Below are 23,455 nucleotides of genomic sequence, written 5' to 3'. Positions count from 1 at the left end.
CATGGCGTATCACAACACCCCAATTAAAGTACATGGTTTTCACCTGGATCTGTATCAGCATGTCAATAACGCCCGTTATCTGGAGTTTCTCGAGGCGGGCCGCTGGGAGTGGATGGCTGCCTCTGGCGATATGGCCTGGTTCCAGGCTCAAGGTTTGGCTTTTGTCGTGGTGAATATCAACATCAACTTTCGTGCGTCGGCCACCTTGGGCCAGCAACTGCGTGTACAAACCAGGCTGGCCCGACTCGGTGACAAGTCCGGGGTGATTAGCCAGCGTATTGTCCTTGACGACGATAGCAGCACCCTCATCTGTGACGCGGAAGTGACTTTTGTGTGCCTGGATCAGCGTAGCGGTAAAGTACAGCCGATGGCCGGTGAGTTGTTGAAACACATGGCTAAACAGCTGGAGCAGGATTAACGAAAACGTTACAATGGCGCCGACCCTACAAAAAGAGGCCGGCCCATGGAATACCATGAAAGCCACGAGCCCTACTACCAACTTCAAGAAGAGGTAGCCGCAGAGTTACCCGTGGAGTTGGCAGAAGATGCTCATTTGTGCTGAATGCACAACGTGAAACTGTAAAAAAGCCGCTCATTTGAGCGGCTTTTTTATGCTTAGAGAATATTGCTGATAGCGTCTGTCAGGTAATCAATATTGTTATGGTTAATCCCGGCTACATTCATGCGGCTGGAGTCGACCATGTAGATAGCGTAATCATCCTTGAGTTGGCGAACCTGCTCTTGGCTTATACCAAGGAAGGAGAACATGCCGAACTGACGGGTGATAAAGCTGAAATCTTTTTTGTCCTGGCGGGCATGGAGCTTATCAACCAGCATAGAACGCAGCTCATGAATACGGCCTCGCATGGTGGCCAGCTCATCCTTCCACAAGGCAGTAAGCTCATCAGAGCCGAGGATAATATCGATAATGGCTGCCCCATGTGCCGGCGGCATGGAATAGAGCGTCCGGGCCACACTTAATACAACACTGGATACAATATCGCGGCGGGTCGCATTTTCACTCACGACGGTGAAGCCACCAATACGCTCACGGTACAGGCCAAAATTCTTGGAGCCGGAGGTGGTCAGCAACACTTCCGGGAGCTGGCTGGCCAGGTGGCGGATACCGAAGGCGTCTTCATCCAGGCCGTTACCGAAACCCTGATAGGCCATATCCAGAATAGGGGTGAAACCCTGTTCTTTGGCCTGTTCAGCAAAAGCCCGCCATTGCTCCTGGTTCAGATCGGCGCCGGAAGGGTTGTGGCAACAAGCGTGTAACAGCACGATGTCACCGCGGCCAACTTTTTTCAGGTCCAGCGTCATGCCATTGAAGTCAACACAGGATGCATCTTTGTCAAAGTAGCGGTAGGACTTGACGGTCAGGCCTGCATCTTCAAACAACCCCTTATGGTTTGCCCAGGTTGGGTTAGTCACCCACACCGTTGCCTGTGGGTTACAGCGCTTGATGAATTCGGCGGCCAAACGCAGGGCGCCTGTACCACCTGGAGTCGATACGGTGTACTGACGATTCAATACCGCGTCGTCGTCACCGAAGACCAGCTTTGCCAGTTTGTCGTTAAAACCGGGCAGACCGGCACTGCTGATATAGGTTTTCGTGGTTTCGTGCTCGATCCGGTACCGCTGTGCACGGTAGACCGCTTCCATGATCGGGGTTTCGCCGGTCTCCGTTTTGTAAACACCAACACCCAAGTCGACTTTTTTCGGGTTACTATCGTTTTGATAGGCCACCGACAGGCCGAGAATGGGATCAGCAGGCAGCGCATGCAGGTTTTCGAACATCTCAGTATTCCAACAACAGCGGGATCAATGGCCTAAGACTAAGCGAATTAGCCGCCAAGGTTAAGTGGGTTGCGCCAGTAAATGCGTTAAACTGACGGCCGTTTTCCTTCGATGTAATGATTCCCATGCGTTTAGATAAATTCCTGGCGGATAATTCGTCTTTCTCCCGTTCACAGATCAAGCGGCTGATGAAACAGGGTAGGGTAACGGTGGATGATCTGGCCGTTAAAGATCCCGGGTATCAAGTGGCTCAACAGCAGCGGGTTCAGCTTGATGGTGTGCATGTTGAGGCGCAGGGAGAACGGTACTACGTACTGCATAAACCCAGCGGTTATGTCTGTTCAACTGATGACCCAGAGCATCCCAGTGTGCTGCTGTTGCTGGAGCCGCAGCACCGGCACGGTTTACACATTGCTGGCCGCCTGGATCTGGATACCACTGGCCTGGTACTGCTGACCACTGACGGTCAGTGGTCTCACCGGGTAACCAGTCCCAAACACCAGTGCCCTAAGCGCTACCGAGCCTGGCTGGCTGAACCACTGATTGACGAGGCTGAGCAGCAATTCGCTCAGGGTGTACAGTTGCGTGGAGAAAAGCAGCTGACACGGCCGGCGCAACTACAACGTATTTCTGATACGGAAGTCTTGCTGACCATCAGTGAAGGCAAATATCACCAGGTCAAAAGAATGTTCGCGGCATTGGATAACAAAGTGGTGGATCTGCACCGTGAAGCGGTGGGTAGCCTGGAGCTGGAAGCCGAGCTGGCCGAAGGGCAATACCGTTTATTAACCGATCAGGAAGTGGCGGCTCTGGCCGGTGCCTGAACTGCGGAATCAGTAAAGCTGTTCGTCTTCACCATCAACACTGACGCTCACCTGCTGTTTTTCGTCTTCGCTCACGGTGATATGGATGGCATTACAGCAATTAGCACAATCTTCGACAAAGTCCTGACCGACATCTTCCGGCTCAACGGTGATGTAGGTCGGGTGCCCACAGTTGGGGCAGATCACCCGGAAATCTCTGACTGCATCCATAGGGTTCTCCAAGCAAAGGCTTTGTAATAGTCATTATGACACCGCTATAACCTTTACGTTACTTTACCCGGCATTGTTCAGGTTGGTTTAGCTAATAGCTTCCATACTGAGGCTGTGTTTAGCGTGAGGATGTTCACATGAAAAAGCTGATACTCACTGCCATCAGTGCTTCAGCCCTGATATTGGCGCCCCTGGCAGCACAGGCTAATGGCCGTTACGACAACAATGCTTACCAGAAAAGTCGTTATGACCGTAGCCACGAACGTAGAGATCATGACAACCGTCGTGATCGTAACGACAGAAAAGTTGTCGTGGTGAAAAATAACCACTGGCGCTACACACCACCGCATCACTATTACCGGGCTCCGCCACGTCAGGTCTTTTACTACCGCAGCAGTCTGCCGGAGCTGGCCACCTTTGCCATTCTGGCCGGGGTAACCTATGCCATTATCGACAATCACTATTACCGGCAGACGCCAGTAGGTTACCAGTATGTACCCAATCCGCCGGTTTATACTCTGCCGGCTGGTGGCTTTGGGCTGATGCCCGGCACGGTCGTCGATGTGATCGCCGGGCCGGTACGAAAAGTGGTCTATCAGGGGCGGCTCTATTACGTCGCCAATCAGGTGTGGTATTTACCGGTTGATGGTGGCCGCCAGTTTGTCGTGGTTATGCCCCGTTATTAACTCTGTCGAGCAGATGGCGGGCGGCACTGGCTGCCCGCTCCTGAAAAGGCCCGGCAAAAATCAATGCGTGGTTGAGCAGGTGGTACAGATTATAAACACTGCGCCGTGACTCATAATCTTCAGCCAGCGGCAGTGCATCATCGTAGGCGGCATAAAAGTCGGGCTCAAAGCGGTCGAATAACTCGGTCATGGCAATATCGGCTTCCCGATCACCGTAATAACAGGCTGGGTCAAAAATCACCGGTTGATCATGCACAAACCCCAGGTTACCGCGCCACAGGTCACCATGTAGCAGGGCCGGGTAGGGCGAGTGGTGTTTCAGTAACTGATTGGCAGCGGCAATGACTGCATCAGTATCGGCGATGGGCCTTTGCTGGCTCGCCAGGGCAGCCAGCAAATAGCCAAGACGCTGTTCGCTGAAAAAGCGATGCCAGTGTTTATGCCAGCCATTGCGCTGTGGCGTATCACCAAGGAAATTATCTTCATCAAAGCCGTACATGGCCTGGTCCTGGCGTTGGTGCAGAGCGGCCAGCCCTTCACCAAGACGCTGCCAGCCAAAGCGTCCAGGGGGTTGAATTGCCAGATATTCTGTCAGTAAAAAGCTATAGCGGGGGCTTTGCCCCAAGCCAATCACCTCCGGCACTCGCAGCGGCCCAAAACGCCCCAATTCCGCTAGGCTGAAGGCTTCCGTGACAAGGATGTCTTTGTCTTCTATGGGGCGAACTTTGACAAACAAGGGCAGTTTGCCATCGCTGATCCGATAGCCAAACTGGTTTGCTCTTTGACTCAGTTGCTGCCGTTCAGTGATGCTGTACTCACGCCCTAACAGGGCATGGATTTCCTGCTGTAATGCCTGCCACATGACTCACCTCCGACGACTACTTCAAGCCTAGTCTGCATTAGCGCCGTTCGCTGCTGGTTCTGGTAGCCGGAGGTTCTTTTACAAAGCTGTATTGGCTGTCCTGGTAGCGGCGGTTTTTCAGCGCCTGGCAGATATTGTTGAGGGTGATGGCGGTTGCCCGCACTGACATGCGGTTGACCAGCCATGTTGGCAGCCAACCACCGGGGCTGGCTGTGCCTTGATACTCTATTTGGGTCAGGCCACCGCCTAGCGGCGTCAATAACCACTGCCCTTGCACGTGTTGCATACGCAGGTAACCAGGTGTTAGAGGATATTGGGCGCCCACATCGGTCAGGGTCAGAGACAGTTGGTAACCCGGCCCTTGCTGCCAAACCGAACGGGTGACGCTGTCACGGTTTCTGGCCGGCCAGGGCAGGTTGAAGCGGCTTTTGACAATAGTTGTGGTTGCCGAAGGGCGGGCCAGTACAAAAACCCCATCGCTGTAAGCAATCAGTTTTCGCATGGCAGCGACATCATTCATCAGGGTGACAAAAGCCGACAGCCGCGTAACCACCTGGCACTGCGCTTTGACACTGAGTAGGCCATCACTGTTGCTGCGGGTCCACAGCTTGACGCCGTCGATAGCGTCGTGCGGCTGCCAGCTGGCAGCCATGGCTGTAAGGGGGGCCAGTAACAGCCCCCAAGCCGCGCTAAAAAGCGCCAGCCGCCCCCGGAAAGACCACCGGACTTTCGGTGCCGTCCTTGGCCACAGCTGAAACGCCGAAGAAATAGTTGTCAATGACGACTCCTTTGAGGGTAAAGCGGTCAACCTTGCCGACAAAGCGACTATGGGTCCAGGTGGGGGAAGTGGTCAGCCGCCAGTAAATTTTGTAGCCAGCCAGTTGTTTATCATCCCCTTTTTGCCAGCGCAAGGTGGTGTCAGGGCTGACAGCGCCATTAATGCTGACGCCTTTGGGCGGAGCCGGAGCCCAAGCCAGGGAGGCGAGAGTAACAGCATCCAAAGCGGTAATATGGGCAGCATAGTGAAAATCGATGCCACTGATGACATCCCCGTAAGCGATACCGTTTTCGGTGCGTACATCCTGATGCTGACGATTGTAATTCTCGTGGGCCTCCATCAGGCGAACGCCTGGAAATCCGGCATCGTTAAAGGGTTTGTGGTGGCCGCCACGGCCGAAACGGTCTAACCGGTAGACCATCATGACATCCAGTTTCGGCAAATACTGATGGACCAGGGCCTTGATGTAACGACCGAGGTTTCGCGACGGCGAGTCGACTTCTCCACCGGTAAAGCGGCGAATACGGGCTTCATCTGCGGTTTCAGTGGCTCTGGTGCCTTCCGAGAATACCCGCACCGTGTGGTTGTCAACGATGCTATCAATGCCGTGGGTGTTACCTATCATGTCGTTATTGATCACCGCCTCGATTTGCCAGCCATGCTTTTTGGCGTAAGCAGCCAGGATCTGGCCGCCATAGAGCCCTTGCTCTTCACCGGACAGTGCCGCAAAGACAATGGTGCCAGGAAAATCGTACTGGCTAAGTACCCGTGCTGCTTCCAGTGTGGCAGCAACACCCGAGGCATTATCATTGGCACCGGGTGAATCATCGGTGGCGTTCATGACATCACTAACGCGGGAGTCGATGTCACCACTGAGCAACACCATGCGCATTTTGTCCGTTTTGCCCCACTTGATGGCCAGCACATTGGTCACTTTGGTCGGTTTCGGAATGCGCTTGCCTGATACCGTGTCACTGACTCTTATCACCTGCAGGCAGTCGCCGCACTGGCGGCTTATTGCTTTGAACTGGCTCTCTACCCAATTGGTGGCAGCGCCAATACCCCGGTGCGGGTCGGTCTGACTGGACAAGGTGTGGCGGGTGCCAAAGTTCACCAGCTGCTGAACATCATTGCGCATCCGTTGGGCATTGGTGGCAGCGGCAATGTCATACAATGCCGGTTTAGTTGCCGGTGGCGGGGTAGCGGCCAGCGTTAATGGGCTGGTTAGTGCCAGGGTGAGCAAATACGCTTTCATCAGTCATTCCTGTTGTGGCTTTTGAATCACGCTAACAGTAAAAAAACGTTTTATTAAACACCCTGCGACAATTTGCTTCAGGATGCCGACGAATGACCTTGTTACAGTGATAAAATCACATTGCATGTCTGGCATGCAATACTGTGATCAAGGGGCTGTGGCTGACTCATCCTGCAGCATAACCTTGCCCATTCCGCCCTGCTGCCGTTGCAGCAGGGCTTTTTTTGCCGGTATGATGGCGTCTGTCCGTCAGGGCGGCTTTGCCGCTGCCGAAACGCCCTTGGTTGGGGTGGTAAGCAACTGACTAATTTTACCTGAGACTCATGTGGCCCTTGGTGTGGGTCACCACTGATAAGGATTGTAGATGCCCGCCATTACTCTGCCTGACGGCGCTGTTCGTCATTTTGATCACCCTGTTTCTGTACTTGATGTTGCTGCCGATATTGGTCCAGGCCTGGCCAAAGCCACTATTGCAGGCCGTGTTAACGGTGAACTGGTTGATGCCTGTGAGCTGATTGAGCAAGACGCCAAGCTGGCCATTATTACCAGCAAAGATCAGGACGGACTGGAGATTATTCGCCATTCCTGTGCGCATTTGCTTGGCCACGCCATTAAGCAACTGTGGCCACAAACCAAAATGGCTATTGGCCCGGTTATCGACAACGGCTTTTATTATGACGTTGACCTGGACTTTCCGCTGACCGAGGAGCACTTGGTCGAGCTGGAAGCGCGGATGAAAGCCCTGGCCAAGAGCAATTATGCGGTGATCAAGAAAAAGGTCAGTTGGCAGGAAGCGCGTGATACCTTCGAGGCACGTAACGAGCCCTACAAAATGGCCATTTTGGACGAAAACATCAGCCGTGATGACCGTCCCGGCCTGTACCACCACGAAGAATATATCGACATGTGCCGCGGCCCGCACGTGCCGAACATGAGTTTTTGCCAGCACTTCAAATTGATGAAAGTGGCCGGTGCTTACTGGCGCGGTGACGCCAAAAACAAAATGCTGCAGCGCATTTACGGCACTGCCTGGGCTGACAAAAAAGCCCTCAACGGTTACCTGCAACAGTTGGCGGAAGCAGAAAAACGTGACCACCGTAAAATCGGTAAGCAGCTGGACCTGTTCCACTTCCAGGAAGAAGCGCCGGGTATGGTGTTCTGGCACAACGATGGCTGGGTGATTTTCCGCGAGCTGGAAACCTTTATTCGTGAGAAGCTGCGTGAGTATGACTATCAGGAGGTCAAGGGGCCACTGATGATGGACCGGATACTCTGGGAACGTTCCGGGCACTGGGAAAAATACAGTGATGCCATGTTCACCACCAGTTCGGAAAACCGCGATTACGCCATCAAGCCGATGAACTGCCCGGGCCACGTACAGATTTTCAACCAGGGGCTGAAGTCTTACCGCGACTTGCCACTGCGGATGGCCGAGTTTGGCTCTTGCCATCGTAATGAGCCCAGCGGGGCGCTGCATGGCTTGATGCGAGTGCGAGGCTTTACTCAGGATGATGCCCATATCTTCTGTACTGACGATCAAATTCAGTCTGAAGTGGCCAGCTGTATTGATATGGTTTACAGCACTTATGCCACCTTTGGCTTTAATGACATCAAGGTCAAATTGTCGACCCGTCCGGAAAAGCGGATCGGCTCTGATGCCATCTGGGACAAGGCGGAAGAAGGTCTGGCCGAGGCACTCAAAGCCAAAGGTATCGACTTTGACCTGCAACCCGGTGAGGGCGCCTTTTACGGGCCGAAAATTGAATTCACTTTGCATGATTGTCTGAACCGGGCCTGGCAGTGTGGCACCGTACAGCTCGACTTTGCTTTGCCCAGCCGGCTCAATGCCTCTTTTGTGGCCGAAGACAATGACCGTCGGGTGCCAGTCATGATCCACCGTGCCATTCTTGGTTCGCTGGAGCGTTTCATTGGTATTCTCATCGAAGAGTACGCGGGTTTCTTCCCTACCTGGTTGGCACCGACCCAGGCTGTAGTGATGAATATCACCGATGCACAGGCCGATTACGTCACTGAGGTAGTAAAAACCCTTGAAAGCGCAGGCATTCGAGCAAAGTCTGACTTGAGAAACGAGAAGATTGGCTTTAAAATCCGCGAGCACACTCTAAAGCGCGTTCCTTACCTGTTGGTTGTCGGTGACAAAGAGCGGGAAAGCGGCGAAGTGGCTGTGAGAACGCGCAAAGGTGACGATCTCGGCAAATTCAAGCTGGCGGATATTATTGCCAAGCTGCAAGGCGACATTGCCAGCCGAGCCTAATAAACGTGGAGGAATAACGTATTAAAGGCGGAAGACGGGGCCCTATAGCCCAGCAGAAACCGAAACACCGTATCAATGACCTGATCCGTATCCCCGAGGTACGTCTGATTGATGCAGATGGCGAACAGCAAGGCGTGGTGAAAATCGCCGACGCTTTGCAGATGGCAGAGGATGCTCAACTGGATTTGGTTGAGATCAGTCCTAATGCGGAGCCGCCAGTCTGTCAGATCATGGATTACGGCAAGTTCCTCTACGAAAAGCAAAAAAGCGCAAAAGAACAAAAGAAAAAGCAAAAACAGATCCAGGTGAAGGAAATTAAATTCCGCCCTGGCACAGATGAAGGCGACTACCAGGTAAAACTGCGCAACCTGGTTCGTTTTCTGGAAGACGGTGACAAAGCCAAAATCACGCTGCGATTCCGTGGCCGTGAAATGGCACACCAAGAGCTTGGCCGCGATTTGCTTGAGCGAATCAAAGGCGATCTCGAAGAGCTGTCTGTTGTTGAGTCCTTCCCGAAAATGGAAGGCCGGCAGATGGTGATGGTGCTGGCACCGAAAAAGAAATAGTCAGGCGCCCACAAGCAGTGGGCCAGTCCGGCCTGCTCGCCCTGGCTGTTGGTATGCAACAATGCGGAGTTATTCGTAATGGCTAAAATGAAGACCCACCGTGGCGCTGCCAAGCGGTTCAAAAAAACCGCTTCTGGTGGTTACAAGTTCAAGCAGTCGCACCTGCGTCACATCTTGACTAAAAAATCCTCCAAGCGTAAGCGTCAGCTGCGCGATTCTCACATGGTTACCGCTGCGGACAAGCCGCTGGTCGACCGTATGCTGCCTAACCTGTAATTGAGAGGGATTTAAGATGCCAAGAGTAAAACGTGGTGTAGTTGCCCGCGCTCGTCACAAGAAGGTACTGAAGGCCGCTAAAGGTTACTACGGTGCCCGTAGCCGTGTTTATCGCGTTGCCTTCCAGGCCGTGATCAAAGCCGGTCAATACGCTTATCGTGACCGTCGTGCCAAAAAACGTCAGTTCCGTCAGCTGTGGATCGTCCGTATCAACGCAGCTGCCCGTCAGAATGGTCTGTCTTACAGCCGTCTGATCAACGGTCTGAAGAAAGCATCCGTGGAAATCGATCGTAAGATCCTGTCTGACATCGCTGTTCACGACAAAGCTGCTTTCTCTGCTCTGGTTGAGAAAGCCAAAGCAGCCCTGTAATGGAAAAGGGAGGCTTTATGGCCTCCCTTTTTTACTGGAACCCATGATGACAATGTTTTTCTTTAGCTTCTTCTTTACGTCCTGACTATCAGGAGGCCTTACCTTGGTGAAGACGAAGCTAAAGGAAAACCCAAGGCCTCCCCAGCGGGAGGCTTTTTTATTTGTGATACGAGGACGCCATGCAACATCTTGACGAGATCGTCAGCCAGGCCAAAGCGGCCATTGACGCGGCCGCGGACATGGCGGCACTGGACGCCATCCGGGTTGATTACTTGGGCAAAAAAGGGCAGCTGACCCTGCAAATGCAAACCCTGCGTGACCTCAGCCCGCAAGAGCGCCCCAAGGCGGGGGCGGTTATCAACGAAGCCAAACAGGCGGTGCAGGAATACCTCAACAGCAAAAAAACGGCCATGGCCGAAGCGGAGCTCAATGCCAAGCTGGCGGCTGAGCAGATTGACATCACTTTGCCTGGCCGGCGCCAGAACCTGGGTGGGCTGCACCCGGTCACCCGCACCATTGAGCGTATTGAGCACTTTTTTGGTGAGCTGGGTTTTGCCGTTAAGGAAGGACCAGAGATCGAAGATGCCTTTCACAACTTTGATGCCCTGAATATTCCACCACACCACCCGGCTCGGGCCGACCACGACACCTTTTACTTCAGTGCCGATAAACTGCTGCGTACCCAAACTTCTGGCGTACAGATCCGCACCATGGAAGTGGAAGCGCCGCCTTTGCGGATCATTTCCCCAGGGCGGGTTTATCGTAACGATTACGATCAGACCCATACGCCGATGTTCCACCAGGTTGAAGGCCTGCTGGTCGATGAAAATGTCTCCTTTGCCGAACTCAAAGGCATTTTGCATGACTTTTTGAATCACTTTTTCGAAGAAGACACCCAAGTGCGTTTTCGCCCCAGTTACTTCCCCTTCACTGAGCCTTCAGCGGAAGTGGATGTGATGGGCAAAAACGGTAAATGGCTGGAAGTACTGGGCTGCGGCATGGTGCACCCCAATGTGCTGAAGTCAGTCGGTATCGATCCGGAAAAATACACCGGCTTTGCTTTTGGTATGGGCGTCGAGCGCCTGACCATGCTGCGCTACGGTGTCAGTGATTTACGTGCGTTTTTCGAAAACGACGTGCGTTTCCTCAAGCAATTCAAGTAAGGGCAGGGAGAGAATTATGAAGTTTTCAGAAAACTGGCTGCGTCAGTGGGTTAATCCGGCCATTGACACCCAGGCCCTGTCTGAGCAGCTGTCCATGGCGGGCCTTGAGGTAGACGGCATCGAGCCGGTAGCCGGTAGCTTCCACACCGTAACGGTTGGTGAGGTGGTGGAGTGCGGCCAACACCCGGATGCAGACAAGCTGCAAGTCACCAAAATCAATGTTGGTGGTGATGAACTGCTGGACATCGTCTGTGGTGCGCCAAATTGCCGCGCCGGCCTAAAGGTCGCGGTAGCACAGGTTGGCGCGGTACTACCGGGCGATTTTAAAATTAAAAAAGCCAAGCTGCGGGGCCAGCCGTCAAACGGCATGCTGTGCTCTTTTGCCGAGTTGGGTATCGATATTGAGTCCGACGGCATTATCGAATTACCGGCCGATGCGTCGGTAGGGGTGAGTGTTCGTGAATATCTGGGCCTGGATGACAACAGTATTGAAGTGGACCTGACACCGAACCGTGCTGATTGTCTAGGCCTATTGGGGCTGGCCAGGGAAGTAGGGGTACTTAATAACCTGGATGTACAGGAAGTGCCTTTTAACCCGGTAGCTGCCACCACAGAGGCGGCGTTAGCCATTAACGTCAGTGCCCCTGAAGCCTGCCCGCGCTATCTGGGGCGGGTTATCAAAGGTGTTGATGTAAGTCGCCCAAGCCCCTTGTGGCTGACCGAGCGGCTGCGTAAAAGTGGTATTCGCAGCATTGACCCGGTGGTGGATGTTACCAACTACGTATTGTTGGAGTTAGGTCACCCGCTGCATGCCTTTGATCTGGCAAAGATTGATGGTGGCATCAATGTGCGTTTGGCCACCGAGGGTGAAAAACTGACCCTGCTTGATGGTAATGAAGTTACCCTCAGCAGCAATACACTGGTCATTGCTGATAACAACAAAGCCCTCGCCATGGCCGGTATCTTTGGCGGCGAAGGCTCCGGTGTGACCGAATCGAGCCAGGATATCTTACTGGAAGCCGCATTTTTTGCCCCCACCGCGATCACCGGCCGTGCCCGGCAATACGGCTTGCACACGGATGCGTCGCATCGCTACGAGCGGGGCGTGGACCCGCAGTTGACCCACCGTGCCATGGCGCGCGCGACCGAGTTGCTGCTGAGCATTGTCGGTGGTGAAGCCGGGCCTGTGGTTGAGGCACTGAGTGCTAAGCATCTACCCACGCAGGCTACCATCCGCCTGCGTAAAGCCCGCCTGGCGAAAGTATTGGGTGTTGTTATTGCGGATGATAACGTCACCGAAATTCTCCAGCGCCTCGGTACGGCACCACAGTTCGATGGGCAAACATGGACGGTAACCGCACCCAGCTACCGCTTTGATATGGCCATTGAGGAAGACCTTATCGAGGAAGTAGCGCGGGTCTACGGCTACAACAATATTGCCGATCAGGCTCCTTTGGGCCGGCTGGCGATGACAGGCCATAAAGAAGCGATGTTAAGCCTCAAGCGGGTTCGCTCCTTGCTGGTCGATTTGGGCTATCAAGAAGCCATTACCTACAGCTTTGTGGAGCCTAAAGCCCAGGCGGCACTGTTCCCTGAAGAACAGGTTGATATCCTGCCGCATCCCATCTCTGCGGATATGTCTGCCATGCGGGTATCGCTGTGGCCGGGCCTCTTGCAGGCGGTGGCACATAACCAGAATCGTCAGCAAAGCCGGGTACGACTGTTTGAGTCGGGCCTGCGCTTTGTTTACCGTGATGGCGCTCTGCAACAGCAAAAAATGCTGGCAGGGGTGATCAGCGGCAGTGCTTTTGGTGAGCACTGGTCAATGGACAGCCGCAGCAGCGATTTCTTCGATCTCAAAGGCGACGTCGAGCAAATACTGGCGCTGACCGGTGCCAAGTTCACCGTGGAACGCTCTACACTCAGTGCCCTGCATCCAGGCCAAAGCGCACAAATTCTGCGTGACGGCCAGGTGGTTGGCCATCTGGGTGTGCTGCATCCGGCTGCGGCCAAGGCGGTTGGCCTGAAGCATCAGCCGCTGGTCTTTGAACTGGCCTGGGCTGCTCTGGGCGAGCGGTTGATCCCCAGTGCTGGCGTTATTTCCCGCTTCCCGGCCAACCGCCGTGATCTGGCCATCGTCGTAGCTGAAACCATCGCGGCTGGCGATATTCTCGATACCGTGCAAAAAATTGGCGGAAATCAGGTAGTTGACGTAAACTTGTTTGACCTGTATTGCGGTCCTGGTGTTGCCGATGGCCATAAAAGCCTGGCAGTCAGCCTAACCCTGCAGGATCCGGCGCGCACACTGGAAGAAAGTGAAATAGCTGACGTGGTCAACAAGGTAGTCGACGCGCTGAAAAGCCAGTTCAATGCATCCTTGAGGGAGTGATCTATGGCGTTGACCAAAGCAGAGATGGCGGAACACCTCTTCGTTAAGCTCGGTATCAACAAACGGGTAGCCAAGGAAATGGTGGAGTCTTTTTTTGAAGAGATCCGTCATGCACTGGAAAACGGTGAGCAAGTGAAGTTGTCCGGTTTTGGTAACTTTGAGCTCCGTGATAAAAACCAGCGCCCTGGGCGTAACCCGAAAACCGGTGAAGATATTCCTATCTCCGCCCGGCGGGTGGTGACCTTCCGGCCTGGCCAGAAGCTCAAAAGCCGCGTTGAAGATGTCGAATAAAAAAGGAGCCTCAGGGCTCCTTTTTCAGTTCCGGCCATTGTCTGGGCACCAACATGTGACGACTGCCATCGGCCGCCATGACCATGGTCGGCTGGTGGATCTCCGTCAGCTCTGGCAGTGCCTCCCAAGCTACCTCTGCCAACCATTGCCAGCGGGCTAAGGGCCGAAGAGCCAGCGCTGCGGGCCACTGCTCTGGATACCACCATTGGCCTTGGCTGTGCCGCCGGTCAAGCCAGTTATGCCGAGGCCCTTGGCCAAACAAGACTCCCCGCGATAACAAACGGCGCTGATGAATGTGCCAGCCTCGTTGAGTAAGCCATGGGACCAGCTCTGGGCGGCTTAGCAGCGGCAGTTGGTGGTTGGCCAGTCGGGCAGCCTTGTGTTCCAGCCAGTCCCGCTGGCCCGGGCCCAGCCAGCCTTGCGGAAGGCCAAGATAAAATTTCACGGTCAGCTCCCAGTGCTCAATAGTGCCGCTGGCAAGATCTCGAACAATCAGATCCGGGGCGCCCAGCGTCTGGCCGTTAATACGGATAGCCTCGTCTGCCGCCAGTACCTGATAGCGGTCACTGGCTTCAAGCAGTGCATGGACCAACACCTCAAAGCGTTTGCCGAGGCGTCGTTCCTGGCTAAGTGCGGCAGCCAAGGTCTTGGTATCTACGCCGGTCAGTGACAAGGCTGCCGGCTCTGCTACCAACGCCAGCAACGGGGGCTGGCCAATGACCCAGCGCAGCATCGCCAGAGCATCCTGTTCATCAAATTGTGCTGATAACTGATCCATCCAATTCCTTTACCCGTAACCCGGTTAGCGAACTAATATCTATACATGCAAAGCTAAATTGTATAGGAATCATGCGAGGGATTATGGCGATTCGTGTAGGTGTCAGTGCTTGCGTTTTGGGTGAGCCCGTACGCTTTGATGGTGGCCATAAGCTATCACGATTTGTTGCCGATGAGCTGGGGCGGCACTTTCAGTTTGTGGCTGTGTGCCCTGAGCAAGCCATCGGTATGGGCGTGCCGCGACCGACCATCCGGCTGGTAGGCGATCCTGCGGCGCCGCGGGTTAAGGGGTCTAAAGATAGTAGCTTGGACGTAACCGAGCCATTAGCCCGTTATGCGGACGAGCGGCTGCCGGGACTGGCTGGCTTGAGTGGTTACATTCTTTGCAGCAAGTCGCCAACCTGCGGTATGGAGCGGGTCAGAGTGTATGACGAGCAGGGTAATGGCCTCGGTAAGGTTGGGGTCGGGGTATTTGCCCAGGCCCTGATGAGCCGCTACCCGCAGTTGCCGGTTGAAGAAGATGGGCGCCTGCATGACCCCTTACTGCGAGAAAACTTTGTGTTGCGGGTGATGGCTTATCATGACTGGCAGAGCAATGTACTCACCGATCTTAGCCTGCAGAATCTGATGGCCTTTCACCGCCGCCATAAGTTTTTGCTGTTAGCTCACGACCAAGCTATTTACCGCCGCCTGGGTCCGGCCATTGCCGAAGCAAAAGATGCTCAAGACATCGCCTCTTCCTACATTTTGTCTTTCATGCAGGCGCTGGCCAAGCCGGCCAGCCGCCGTAACCACACCAATGTGCTGATGCACTTGCAGGGTTTCTTCAAGAAAGTACTCAGTAGTGCTGAGAAGCAGGAACTCAGTGAACTGATCGAACACTACCGCCAGGGGCTGACACCTCTGATGGCACCTCTGACGTTATTAAATCATCACTTGCGCCACCACCCGGTGCCTTATCTCAAAGAGCAGAGCTACCTGCATCCATACCCCCATGATCTGAGGCTGCGCTATGGACTCTGAAAAATTAAAGATTGGCGATCTGGCTGAGCAAACAGGCGTTTTGCCCGTTACGCTGCGGGCCTGGGAGCGCCGCTATGGGCTGTTAAAGCCCAACCGTACGGCCAAGGGCCACCGGCTTTATAGCGCCAGCGACGTCGCCCGGGTGCGGGACATTCAGCGCTACCTGCAGCTGGGGCTTAACCTCGCGGATACCAAAGCGCTACTGGCCGGGGCCAGTCGAACTGACTTTGAACCCTGGACCGAAACCGTGCTGGCCCTGGCGCAAAGCCTCAACACGGTGGCGTTGACCCGAACCCTCGATAGCTTGCTCAAAGAGCAACCACTGGCCCTTTTTTGCAGCAATCTCTGGCAGTTACTCAGTAGTTGGCCAGCCGGGCCTTTTAGTGAGCCGGCAAAGGCCTTGCTGGAATCCGAAATCAGCCAACGCTTGGCAATGGTAAGCCACCTGCAGCGCCATCGCCATAAGCAGTCTCTGGCGCTGCTTGTCGGTGCTATGCCGCCGCTATGGCGGCAAATGCTCAGGGCGGTACTCAGCCAGCATCATCGGGTTGTTGACCTTGGTAGCGGCGATGACGAGCGGCAACTTACTCTAGCCTTGGCGGCCATGCCTGAGGCGCAGATCTTTACCGGCATACTGCGCCAGCTACCGGCCAACAGTACGCCAGCGCTGCCGGGGCAATATACGTTAACGGAGGCATTGTGACCCAGCTGGTTTGGTTTCGAAACGACTTGCGAACACTGGACAACACCGCTTTGACCCGAGCGGCTGCGCCGGGGCCGGTGCGGGGCATTTTCATCGCCACACCCGGGCAGTGGCAAAAGCACCATATGGCGCCGGTGCGTCAACGGCTACTCGAGCACGCGGTTAGCGCCCTGGCCGGGCAACTGGCCAAGCTGGGTATTGTCCTCGATGTTGTGGTGTTGGACGACTTTGCCGCCATCAGCACTTTTCTGGCCGACTATTGCCAGCAACATCAGATCCACGCGCTGCATGCCAACCGCGAGTACCTGGTTGATGAGCTGCACCGTGATGAGCAGGTAACCCAGGCTCTCAACATTGATTGTCATTTCTATGATGATCGCCTGTTGCTGCCCCCCGGCGCAGTCATGACGCAGCAAGGGGAGCCTTACAAGGTTTTCACGCCATTTAAGAACAGCGTCAAGCAGCAGTTAAAAGCAGCACCGCCACAGGTGCTGCGCCGTCTGCCTGCTCAGCAAAAAGCCATTATGGCGCCGTCTCTGCCGGGATTTTCTGATGTCAGTGAAGATGCTCGTATTGCCACATGGCCAGATAACGAAGATGCGGCACTCACTGCCATGCGTCGTTTTGTCAGTGAACAAGCCAGCGACTACAAGGCGCACCGTGATTTTCCGGCATTGGATAACACCTCGCGGCTGTCGGCTGCCCTTAGCATCGGCTTGCTGTCGCCACGTCAGTGCCTGTGGCGGTTGGCTCACCAGCATGGTGACACCATCTGGGATGATCAATCCGGGCCCGGTACTTGGTTGAATGAATTGATTTGGCGTGATTTTTACGGCCATGTCGCCTGGCATTTCCCAGCCGTAGTCAAAGGCCGGGCTTTTCAGCGTGATACCGAGCAACTCACCTGGGCAGATGACGATGGAGCCTTTAACGCCTGGTGTCAGGGGCGTACCGGCTTTCCTATTGTTGATGCCGCCATGCGTCAGTTACGCTGCACCGGCTGGATGCATAATCGCCTGCGGATGATCACCGCATCTTTTTTGGTCAAGGACTTACACATCGACTGGCGCCGGGGCGAGGCTTACTTCATGAGCCAGCTCATTGATGGTGACTTTGCTGCCAATAATGGCGGCTGGCAGTGGGCTGCCAGTACCGGCACCGATGCCGCGCCGTATTTTCGTATTTTCAATCCCTGGGAGCAGGGCAAACGCTTTGACCCCGACGGGCGCTTTATTCGCCACTGGTTACCGGAGCTCAGCGAGGTTAGCGAACAATATCTGCACGAGCCCCATCGCTGGCCCGGCGCGTTGAATTATCCGGCGCCATTGGTAGACCACAAGACCGCCCGGCAGCAAACCCTGGCCATGTTTAAAGCCCTCAAGGAGGCATCATGAGCCCGGCGCTAGCACGCTTTTTGTCGGCCTATCAGCAGTTGGATAACCAGCACCTGCATTTACTGACCGAGATTTACAGTGAGGAGGTGATCTTCATTGATCCTCTGCACCGTATAAGCGGTATTGCAGCCCTGAAGCATTACTTCACCGCCATGTACCAACACCTGCAGGCCATTGAGTTTGATTATCAAGATGTTGACGAACAGTCTGAGCAGGCCTTTGTGCAGTGGCAGATGCGCTTTTGCCACCCGCGTCTGGCAGCTGGTGCCTGGGTGACGGTAGAAGGTATCACCGTGCTGCGTTTTAACGACGCAGGTAAAGCCTGTTATCACCGCGACTACTTTGACCTCGGCGCCATGCTTTACGAGCAGTTACCGCTGTTGGGTCGCCTCATTGGGTTTATTAAAAGGCGGGCAGGGCAATGAAGGTGCTCATTACCGGTGCGACCTCCGGCATCGGCCGTCAATTGGCACTGGATTATCACCGTCAGGGGCATCAGGTATGGGCGTTGGGCCGCAACAGTGAGGCGCTGGCAACGCTTGCCGAGCTTGGCCTGCATACTGCCAAGCTGGAATTGACCGACCGCCAGGCCACCCTCGACTGGTTTGCCCAGATGGGGCCGCTGGATCTGGTGGTACTCAATGCCGGTAGCTGCGAGTATGTTGATATGCCGCCTTTTGACAGCGCCTTGTTTGCCCGGGTAATGGCAACCAATGTGCTGAGCATGGCCACCTGCATTGAAGGTGTTTTACCTTGTCTGGCCCAAGGGGCCCGCCCGCACCTGGTTGGCATGAGTTCCAGTTCAGCTTACCTGCCTCTTCCCCGTGCCGAGGCGTATGGCGCCTCCAAAGCCGCCATACGCTATCTGATGGAAACGCTCTATATCACTCTAAAGCCGCAAGGCATTACGGTCAGCTGTGTTTTTCCCGGGTTTGTCGACACACCGCTAACGGCTCGCAATGATTTTCCCATGCCGATGCAAGTCTCTGTTGAAAAGGCCGCCAAGGCGATACGCCAGGGCATTGCCAAAAGACGCTTCGAGATCCGCTTTCCGGGCTTTTTCACCGGCCTGCTGAAACTGCTTCGCTATTTACCGCGCCGCCTCTGGCGGCATTTTGCACAAGGAATGATCCGCACATGAGAGCAACAGTTGCTGTGGTTGGCTCAGGCATCGCCGGCATGACGGCGGCCTATTATCTGTCCCGCCATTATGACGTCACCCTGTTTGAAGCCGGTGATTATCTGGGGGGCCACACCCATACCGTAGATGTTGAGCTCGACGGTGAAAAAAGTGCTATCGATACCGGTTTTATTGTCTTTAATGACCGCACCTACCCACGTTTTCAGCGCTTGCTTGAGGAGCTGAAAGTTGCTTACCAGCCCACCGAAATGAGCTTTTCGGTGCGTAATGACGCCCTTGCTCTGGAGTACAACGGCCACAGCCTGAGAACCCTGTTTGCTCAGAAGCGCAATTTACTGCGACCCGCCTTTTGGCGGCTTATTCGTGACATTCTGCGTTTTAACAAGGATGCGCGCCAGGAGATCACCGCGCCTTCAGCACAGACGCTTGGGCAATATCTGGACGCCCGTGCCTTTGGACCATTGTTTGTCGATAACTATTTGTTGCCTATGGGCGCCGCCATTTGGTCCATGGGGTTGGCACAAATGCGGGATTTTCCCTTGCAGTTTTTTGCCACATTTTTCCATAACCATGGCCTGCTGGACGTGGCTAACCGGCCACAGTGGTTCACCATTGCCGGAGGCTCCCGGCAATACATTGCGCCGCTGCTCGCGCCTGTTAAAGAGCGTATTTACCTGAATACCCCGGTAACCCGCATTGAGCGCAGCGGCGGCAAAGTACAGCTGTTCAGCAAGGAGCAACAGTGGCAGTTCGATCAGGTGGTACTGGCTTGCCATTCTGATCAGGCACTGGCCATGCTGGCCAACCCTAGTGAGGCTGAACAGCAGGTGCTGGGTCAGCTCACTTACAGCGACAATCAGGTGGTGCTGCATACCGACACGAGCCATTTACCGAAACGCTCATTGGCCTGGGCCAGCTGGAATTACCGGATGAACCGCCACCAGCACAAACCGGTAGTTACCTATGACATGAACATCCTGCAACGGCTGAAAAAACGCTTTACCTATCTGGTTACCCTCAATGATCAGGTAGCCGATGACAAGGTGCTTGGCCGTTACACTTATGCGCACCCAGTTTACACTATTGATGCCATCAATGCCCAAAAACGCTGGGCTGATATTTCCGGCGTTGACGGTGTTCATTACTGTGGCGCTTACTGGTTCAATGGCTTTCATGAAGACGGGGTGCACAGCGCTTTGCGGGTTTGCAAGCAATTGGGTGTGACCCCATGAGCAGTGCTCTTTATGTCGGTACGGTGCGCCACCGGCGCCATTTGCCCAAGGCGCACCGCTTCACTTATCCCTTTTTTATGTGGCTACTGGATCTGGATGATCTTGATAATGTGCCTGAGCTGGGGCGCTGGTTTTCATTACGGCGGTTTGCCCTGGCACGCTTTCATCGCCCGGATTACCTTGGGCCAGCAGCGCAACCTTTGGCCGATGCGGTCCGTGACAAACTGGCCAGCCTTACTGGTAGCCGCCCGACCGGCAAGGTACTGGCGTTAGTGAATCTGCGTACGCTGGGGTTGTACTTCAGCCCGGTGAACTTTTACTACGGTTATGACCAGCAGGGGCAGCTGAGCCACTTTCTGGCCGAAGTTTCCAACACCCCCTGGAATCAGCGGCACTATTACGGCTTGTCTTTGCAAGAAGGTCTTACTCCCCGCCACCCCAAAGCCTTTCATGTTTCCCCATTTAACCCAATAGACCAGCAGTATCGGTGGCGGCTGCAACCACCGGGAGCGCGTCTTTTTGTGCATTTGGAAAACCATGACAGCCGCGGCCACGTATTTGATGCAACGCTGGCTTTACAGCGTCAGCCATTAACTCTCGCGAGCGTTCGCCGGCAACTGCTTCGCCGGCCGGTAATGACGGCCTCAGTGGTGTTGGGCATTTATTGGCAGGCGCTCAAGCTGGCCCTCAAAGGGGTACGGATTTATGGATATCAGAAGGAGAAGGTATGACTGATCTGGCCAGTCAGGTACAACAACAAGCCAATACGGGACCGCGGTGGCTGCAAAAAGCGGCGCGACGAACATTACTGGCGGTACTGGCCAAACTGCGTCACGGCCAACTGACCCTGGTTGATGCCGATGGCACGCAGGTTTTTGGCCAGGGGCAACCGGCGGCTACCCTGGAGATCCGCGATAATCGCTTTTACCGGCAAGTATTGCTCGGTGGCAGCATTGGTGCCGGTGAAGCCTATATTGATGGCCTCTGGCACAGTGACGACCTCACGGCACTGGTGCGGCTGATGGTTTTGAACATGCCGCTGCTGGACAGTCTGGAGCGGCGCCTGGCCTGGCTAAGCTGGCCACTGCAACGGCTGCGTCATGTGGCTAATCGCAACAGCCGACAGGGAGCAAAGCGCAATATTCTGGCTCATTACGATCTGGGTAATGAGCTTTACGGAGCGTTTTTAGACCCGACCATGATGTACTCGTCGGCGATTTACCCCCACTCTGAAGCCAGCCTGGAAGAGGCTCAGTTGCACCGCCTTGACCGTATCTGCCAGCAGTTACAGTTACAGCCTACAGACCACCTGCTGGAGATCGGCACCGGCTGGGGCGGGCTGGCTATGCATGCGGCTCAGCATTATGGCTGCCAGGTGACCACCACCACCATTTCTGAGGCGCAGTACCAGGCAGCTTGTGCCCGTGTTAAAGCTGCCGGGCTAGAGCAGCAGATCACCTTGCTGCAGGACGATTACCGGGATCTGCAAGGCCAATATGACAAACTGGTCAGTATTGAGATGATCGAGGCGGTCGGCCACGACTACTTGCCAGGCTTTTTTGAGCAATGTCAGGCACTACTGAAGCCACAAGGCATAATGCTGTTACAGGCGATTACCATCAGCGATCAACGTTACGACAGCTATGTTCGCTCGGTGGATTTTATTCAGCGTTATATCTTTCCGGGCGGCTGTCTGCCGTCCAACACCCGCATGTTATCGGTGATGGCCGATAACACCGACTTTGTGGTACGACGGCTGCACGATTTTGGTTTTGATTATGCCCGGACGCTGCGCGACTGGCGGCAACGCTTCCATCAGGCGTTCGAGGAGCTTCGCCAACACGGCTATGACGAGCGTTTCCGGCGCTTGTGGGATTACTACCTGTGCTACTGCGAAGGGGGCTTCATGGAGCGAGCCATCAGCGTGGTGCACCTTTTAGCCAGCCGGCCGGGTAACAGGGCGGTTTTGTGAACGGGTGGCTGAACCTGCTGGCTTATCAGTTGGCCTGGTTCCTGGCGGTGCTGGGGGCAAGCCCTTATTGGTTACTGGCGATACTGGCGCTGCATCTGCTGTTTAGCCCCCGCAGGCAGGCCGATGCCCGGCTGATGGTCGGTTTTTTGTTGATTGGTCTTATCGTTGATGGTGGCCTCGGCGCCGCCGGCTTATTGCAGTTTCATCAGCAACATTATGTGATCCCGCTATGGCTAATGGGCCTGTGGGCGGCCCTGGCGATGCTACCGAACCATAGTTTGGCCTGGCTGAAATACCGGCCAGGGCTGTCGGCCTTGCTTGGCGCTATTGCTGGCCCGCTGGCTTATGGCGCCGGGGTGCGTTTGGGTGCTGCCGATTTTGGCTGGCCGTTGTATCAGAGCCTGGCCATGCTGGCGCTGCTGTGGGCCCTGCTCACCCCGACGCTGATGTTACTGTCGCGGCGTTGGCAGCCATGAAGTACTGGCTATTGCTGTTATTGTCCTTTAACGCTTTTTCGCAATGGCAGCTGCAGGGTAAGGGGCGTTATGACTATCTTTGGTTTGATATCTATGACGCTGCCTATTACACCGACGGTGCTAAACAGGCATTGGAGCTGAAGTATTTTCGTGACTTTTCCGGCTCTGATATCAGCCATCAAACTGCCAAGGAGTGGCGGCATTTAAAACAATATCCGGACAAGCGTTATCGGCACTGGCTGGCTTGGTTTAGCCAGCATTGCCCGGATGTCAAAGCCGGTGACCGGTTGCGCCTGGAAGTTAGCGCAGATTCCAGCACTTTATTGAAAAATGACCACGTGGTTGCCCGCATCAAGGATGCCGACTTTGGCCCGGCTTTTTTGGCTATTTGGCTGTCACCACGCACCAATGCCCAGGCTTTGCGACGGGCACTGTTGGGTAAGGAGGAAAAATGCGCACGTTGTTGATGTTCATGGTGAGTCTGTTACTGGGAGGCTGTGCCGTTGGCGTTGAACACTATCAGGGCAGCACACCAACACTCCGGTTAGAGCAGTTCTTCAACGGCAGGGTGATTGCCCATGGCATGTTTCAAGACTATCGAAACCGAGTGATAAAGCGCTTCACAGTCGTGGTCGATGGCCACTGGCAAGGAAATCAAGGCACCCTTGATGAGCGTTTCAGTTATGCCGATGGCAGCACCAGTGAACGTGTTTGGCATCTGAGTAAACTGCCCGATGGTCGCTATCAAGGCACCGCTGGTGATGTTATTGGTATGGCTCAGGGGCAAGCGCGGGGAATGGCTTTTCAATGGTCTTACACATTACGGGTACCCCGTGAGGACGGCAGCACCCTGGATGTCACCATGGATGACTGGATGTATCAGCTGGACGACAAGCGACTGATGAATCGCACCACCATGAAAAAGTTCGGGTTACCGGTAGGGCAAGTGACCCTCTACTTCGAAAAGCAGTGAAATGCCCATAGCGGCCCTC

27 protein-coding genes and 1 other annotated feature are annotated in these 23,455 nt (G+C 54.8%); of the genes, 21 read left to right on the top strand and 6 right to left on the bottom strand.

Features of this window, described 5'->3' with window-relative positions; genetic code table 11:
* The first annotated feature begins 1 nt into the window (after position 1).
* Positions 2–418, top strand: a complete 417-nt coding sequence (locus WDB70_RS06965) for an acyl-CoA thioesterase (RefSeq protein WP_406667958.1) — start codon at positions 2–4, stop codon at positions 416–418.
* 197 nt (positions 419–615) lie between these two features.
* On the opposite strand, the gene WDB70_RS06960 is transcribed toward WDB70_RS06965, so the two are convergent.
* Positions 616–1,800: an aromatic amino acid transaminase gene (locus WDB70_RS06960; RefSeq protein ID WP_406667956.1), complete on the bottom strand. Its 1,185-nt coding sequence runs from the start codon at positions 1,798–1,800 to the stop codon at positions 616–618.
* Between the two features lie 125 nt (positions 1,801–1,925).
* Here WDB70_RS06960 and rsuA point away from each other — a divergent pair, with 125 nt between their 5' ends.
* Positions 1,926–2,624 carry a 16S rRNA pseudouridine(516) synthase RsuA gene (gene rsuA / locus WDB70_RS06955; RefSeq protein ID WP_406667954.1) on the top strand — a complete coding sequence of 233 codons (699 nt, stop codon included), beginning with the start codon at positions 1,926–1,928 and terminating at the stop codon, positions 2,622–2,624.
* Between the two features lie 9 nt (positions 2,625–2,633).
* Here the strand turns inward: rsuA and WDB70_RS06950 are convergent, their stop codons facing one another.
* A complete protein-coding gene (locus WDB70_RS06950; RefSeq protein ID WP_406667952.1) occupies positions 2,634–2,834 on the bottom strand; it encodes a CPXCG motif-containing cysteine-rich protein in 201 nt (66 codons plus the stop codon).
* Positions 2,835–2,971: 137 nt separating this feature from the next.
* Between WDB70_RS06950 and WDB70_RS06945 the strand changes: the two genes are divergently transcribed.
* Entirely contained in the window at positions 2,972–3,520 is a 549-nt protein-coding gene (locus WDB70_RS06945; RefSeq protein WP_406667950.1) for a hypothetical protein, read from the top strand.
* Here the strand turns inward: WDB70_RS06945 and WDB70_RS06940 are convergent.
* Genes WDB70_RS06940 through WDB70_RS06930 form a run of 3 tightly spaced genes read right to left on the bottom strand, consistent with a single transcriptional unit; the run spans position 3,504 to position 6,415 of the window.
* Complete coding sequence (locus WDB70_RS06940) at positions 3,504–4,382, bottom strand: fructosamine kinase family protein (RefSeq protein ID WP_406667948.1); 879 nt, start codon at positions 4,380–4,382, stop codon at positions 3,504–3,506. The genes WDB70_RS06945 and WDB70_RS06940 overlap by 17 nt on opposite strands.
* A gap of 37 nt (positions 4,383–4,419) precedes the next feature.
* Positions 4,420–5,034 (bottom strand): START domain-containing protein, encoded by a 615-nt coding sequence (locus WDB70_RS06935; protein ID WP_406667946.1) that lies wholly within the window; start codon positions 5,032–5,034, stop codon positions 4,420–4,422.
* Between the two features lie 37 nt (positions 5,035–5,071).
* On the bottom strand, positions 5,072–6,415 hold the full coding sequence (locus WDB70_RS06930; protein ID WP_406667944.1) for a M28 family peptidase: 1,344 nt from the start codon (positions 6,413–6,415) through the stop codon (positions 5,072–5,074).
* Positions 6,416–6,779: 364 nt separating this feature from the next.
* Between WDB70_RS06930 and thrS the strand changes: the two genes are divergently transcribed.
* The 7 genes from thrS (at position 6,780) to ihfA (ending at position 13,745) form a co-directional block, all read left to right on the top strand.
* On the top strand, positions 6,780–8,690 hold the full coding sequence (thrS, locus tag WDB70_RS06925) for a threonine--tRNA ligase (protein WP_406667942.1): 1,911 nt from the start codon (positions 6,780–6,782) through the stop codon (positions 8,688–8,690).
* A gap of 20 nt (positions 8,691–8,710) precedes the next feature.
* Positions 8,711–9,256 (top strand): translation initiation factor IF-3, encoded by a 546-nt coding sequence (gene infC / locus WDB70_RS06920; RefSeq protein WP_406668034.1) that lies wholly within the window; start codon positions 8,711–8,713, stop codon positions 9,254–9,256.
* A gap of 78 nt (positions 9,257–9,334) precedes the next feature.
* The gene (rpmI, locus tag WDB70_RS06915) at positions 9,335–9,532 is read left to right on the top strand and encodes a 50S ribosomal protein L35 (RefSeq protein ID WP_406667940.1); all 198 of its coding nucleotides are present in this window, start codon (positions 9,335–9,337) and stop codon (positions 9,530–9,532) included.
* 16 nt (positions 9,533–9,548) lie between these two features.
* Positions 9,549–9,902, top strand: a complete 354-nt coding sequence (gene rplT, locus WDB70_RS06910; RefSeq protein ID WP_406667938.1) for a 50S ribosomal protein L20 — start codon at positions 9,549–9,551, stop codon at positions 9,900–9,902.
* A gap of 42 nt (positions 9,903–9,944) precedes the next feature.
* Positions 9,945–10,064 (top strand) — a sequence feature (Phe leader region).
* A gap of 17 nt (positions 10,065–10,081) precedes the next feature.
* Entirely contained in the window at positions 10,082–11,065 is a 984-nt protein-coding gene (gene pheS, locus WDB70_RS06905; RefSeq protein ID WP_406667936.1) for a phenylalanine--tRNA ligase subunit alpha, read from the top strand.
* 16 nt (positions 11,066–11,081) lie between these two features.
* Positions 11,082–13,454, top strand: a complete 2,373-nt coding sequence (gene pheT, locus WDB70_RS06900; RefSeq protein WP_406667934.1) for a phenylalanine--tRNA ligase subunit beta — start codon at positions 11,082–11,084, stop codon at positions 13,452–13,454.
* 3 nt (positions 13,455–13,457) lie between these two features.
* Entirely contained in the window at positions 13,458–13,745 is a 288-nt protein-coding gene (gene ihfA / locus WDB70_RS06895; RefSeq protein ID WP_406667932.1) for an integration host factor subunit alpha, read from the top strand.
* A gap of 10 nt (positions 13,746–13,755) precedes the next feature.
* Here ihfA and WDB70_RS06890 read toward each other — a convergent pair whose 3' ends face one another.
* Positions 13,756–14,523, bottom strand: coding sequence for a DUF1853 family protein (locus tag WDB70_RS06890; protein WP_406667930.1), 768 nt, complete (start codon positions 14,521–14,523; stop codon positions 13,756–13,758).
* An 83-nt stretch (positions 14,524–14,606) separates the two neighbouring features.
* On the opposite strand from WDB70_RS06890, the gene WDB70_RS06885 reads away from it, so the two are divergent.
* Genes WDB70_RS06885 through WDB70_RS06835 form a run of 11 tightly spaced genes read left to right on the top strand, consistent with a single transcriptional unit; the run spans position 14,607 to position 23,436 of the window.
* Positions 14,607–15,545 carry a YbgA family protein gene (locus tag WDB70_RS06885; RefSeq protein ID WP_406667928.1) on the top strand — a complete coding sequence of 313 codons (939 nt, stop codon included), beginning with the start codon at positions 14,607–14,609 and terminating at the stop codon, positions 15,543–15,545.
* Positions 15,535–16,248, top strand: a complete 714-nt coding sequence (locus WDB70_RS06880; RefSeq protein WP_406667926.1) for a MerR family transcriptional regulator — start codon at positions 15,535–15,537, stop codon at positions 16,246–16,248. The genes WDB70_RS06885 and WDB70_RS06880 overlap by 11 nt, the downstream gene beginning before the upstream one ends.
* Positions 16,242–17,642, top strand: coding sequence for a deoxyribodipyrimidine photo-lyase (gene phrB, locus WDB70_RS06875; protein ID WP_406668032.1), 1,401 nt, complete (start codon positions 16,242–16,244; stop codon positions 17,640–17,642). The genes WDB70_RS06880 and phrB overlap by 7 nt, the downstream gene beginning before the upstream one ends.
* Entirely contained in the window at positions 17,639–18,067 is a 429-nt protein-coding gene (locus WDB70_RS06870) for a nuclear transport factor 2 family protein (RefSeq protein ID WP_406667924.1), read from the top strand. Before phrB ends, WDB70_RS06870 begins: the two co-directional genes overlap by 4 nt.
* Complete coding sequence (locus WDB70_RS06865; RefSeq protein WP_406667922.1) at positions 18,064–18,783, top strand: SDR family NAD(P)-dependent oxidoreductase; 720 nt, start codon at positions 18,064–18,066, stop codon at positions 18,781–18,783. Before WDB70_RS06870 ends, WDB70_RS06865 begins: the two co-directional genes overlap by 4 nt.
* Complete coding sequence (locus WDB70_RS06860; protein WP_406667920.1) at positions 18,780–20,015, top strand: NAD(P)/FAD-dependent oxidoreductase; 1,236 nt, start codon at positions 18,780–18,782, stop codon at positions 20,013–20,015. The genes WDB70_RS06865 and WDB70_RS06860 overlap by 4 nt, the downstream gene beginning before the upstream one ends.
* Entirely contained in the window at positions 20,012–20,746 is a 735-nt protein-coding gene (locus WDB70_RS06855) for a DUF1365 domain-containing protein (RefSeq protein ID WP_406667918.1), read from the top strand. Before WDB70_RS06860 ends, WDB70_RS06855 begins: the two co-directional genes overlap by 4 nt.
* Positions 20,743–21,987 carry a class I SAM-dependent methyltransferase gene (locus WDB70_RS06850; protein ID WP_406667916.1) on the top strand — a complete coding sequence of 415 codons (1,245 nt, stop codon included), beginning with the start codon at positions 20,743–20,745 and terminating at the stop codon, positions 21,985–21,987. Before WDB70_RS06855 ends, WDB70_RS06850 begins: the two co-directional genes overlap by 4 nt.
* The gene (locus WDB70_RS06845; RefSeq protein ID WP_406667914.1) at positions 21,984–22,463 is read left to right on the top strand and encodes a DUF2878 domain-containing protein; all 480 of its coding nucleotides are present in this window, start codon (positions 21,984–21,986) and stop codon (positions 22,461–22,463) included. Before WDB70_RS06850 ends, WDB70_RS06845 begins: the two co-directional genes overlap by 4 nt.
* Positions 22,460–22,930 carry a chalcone isomerase family protein gene (locus WDB70_RS06840; protein ID WP_406667912.1) on the top strand — a complete coding sequence of 157 codons (471 nt, stop codon included), beginning with the start codon at positions 22,460–22,462 and terminating at the stop codon, positions 22,928–22,930. The genes WDB70_RS06845 and WDB70_RS06840 overlap by 4 nt, the downstream gene beginning before the upstream one ends.
* Entirely contained in the window at positions 22,915–23,436 is a 522-nt protein-coding gene (locus tag WDB70_RS06835) for a DUF3833 domain-containing protein (protein ID WP_406667910.1), read from the top strand. The genes WDB70_RS06840 and WDB70_RS06835 overlap by 16 nt, the downstream gene beginning before the upstream one ends.
* Positions 23,437–23,455: the final 19 nt, after the last annotated feature.

Source organism: Gallaecimonas aegicerasi, from assembly GCF_045291545.1.
GTDB lineage: Bacteria > Pseudomonadota > Gammaproteobacteria > Enterobacterales > Gallaecimonadaceae > Gallaecimonas.
This window is presented reverse-complemented; position numbering and strand designations above follow the sequence as displayed.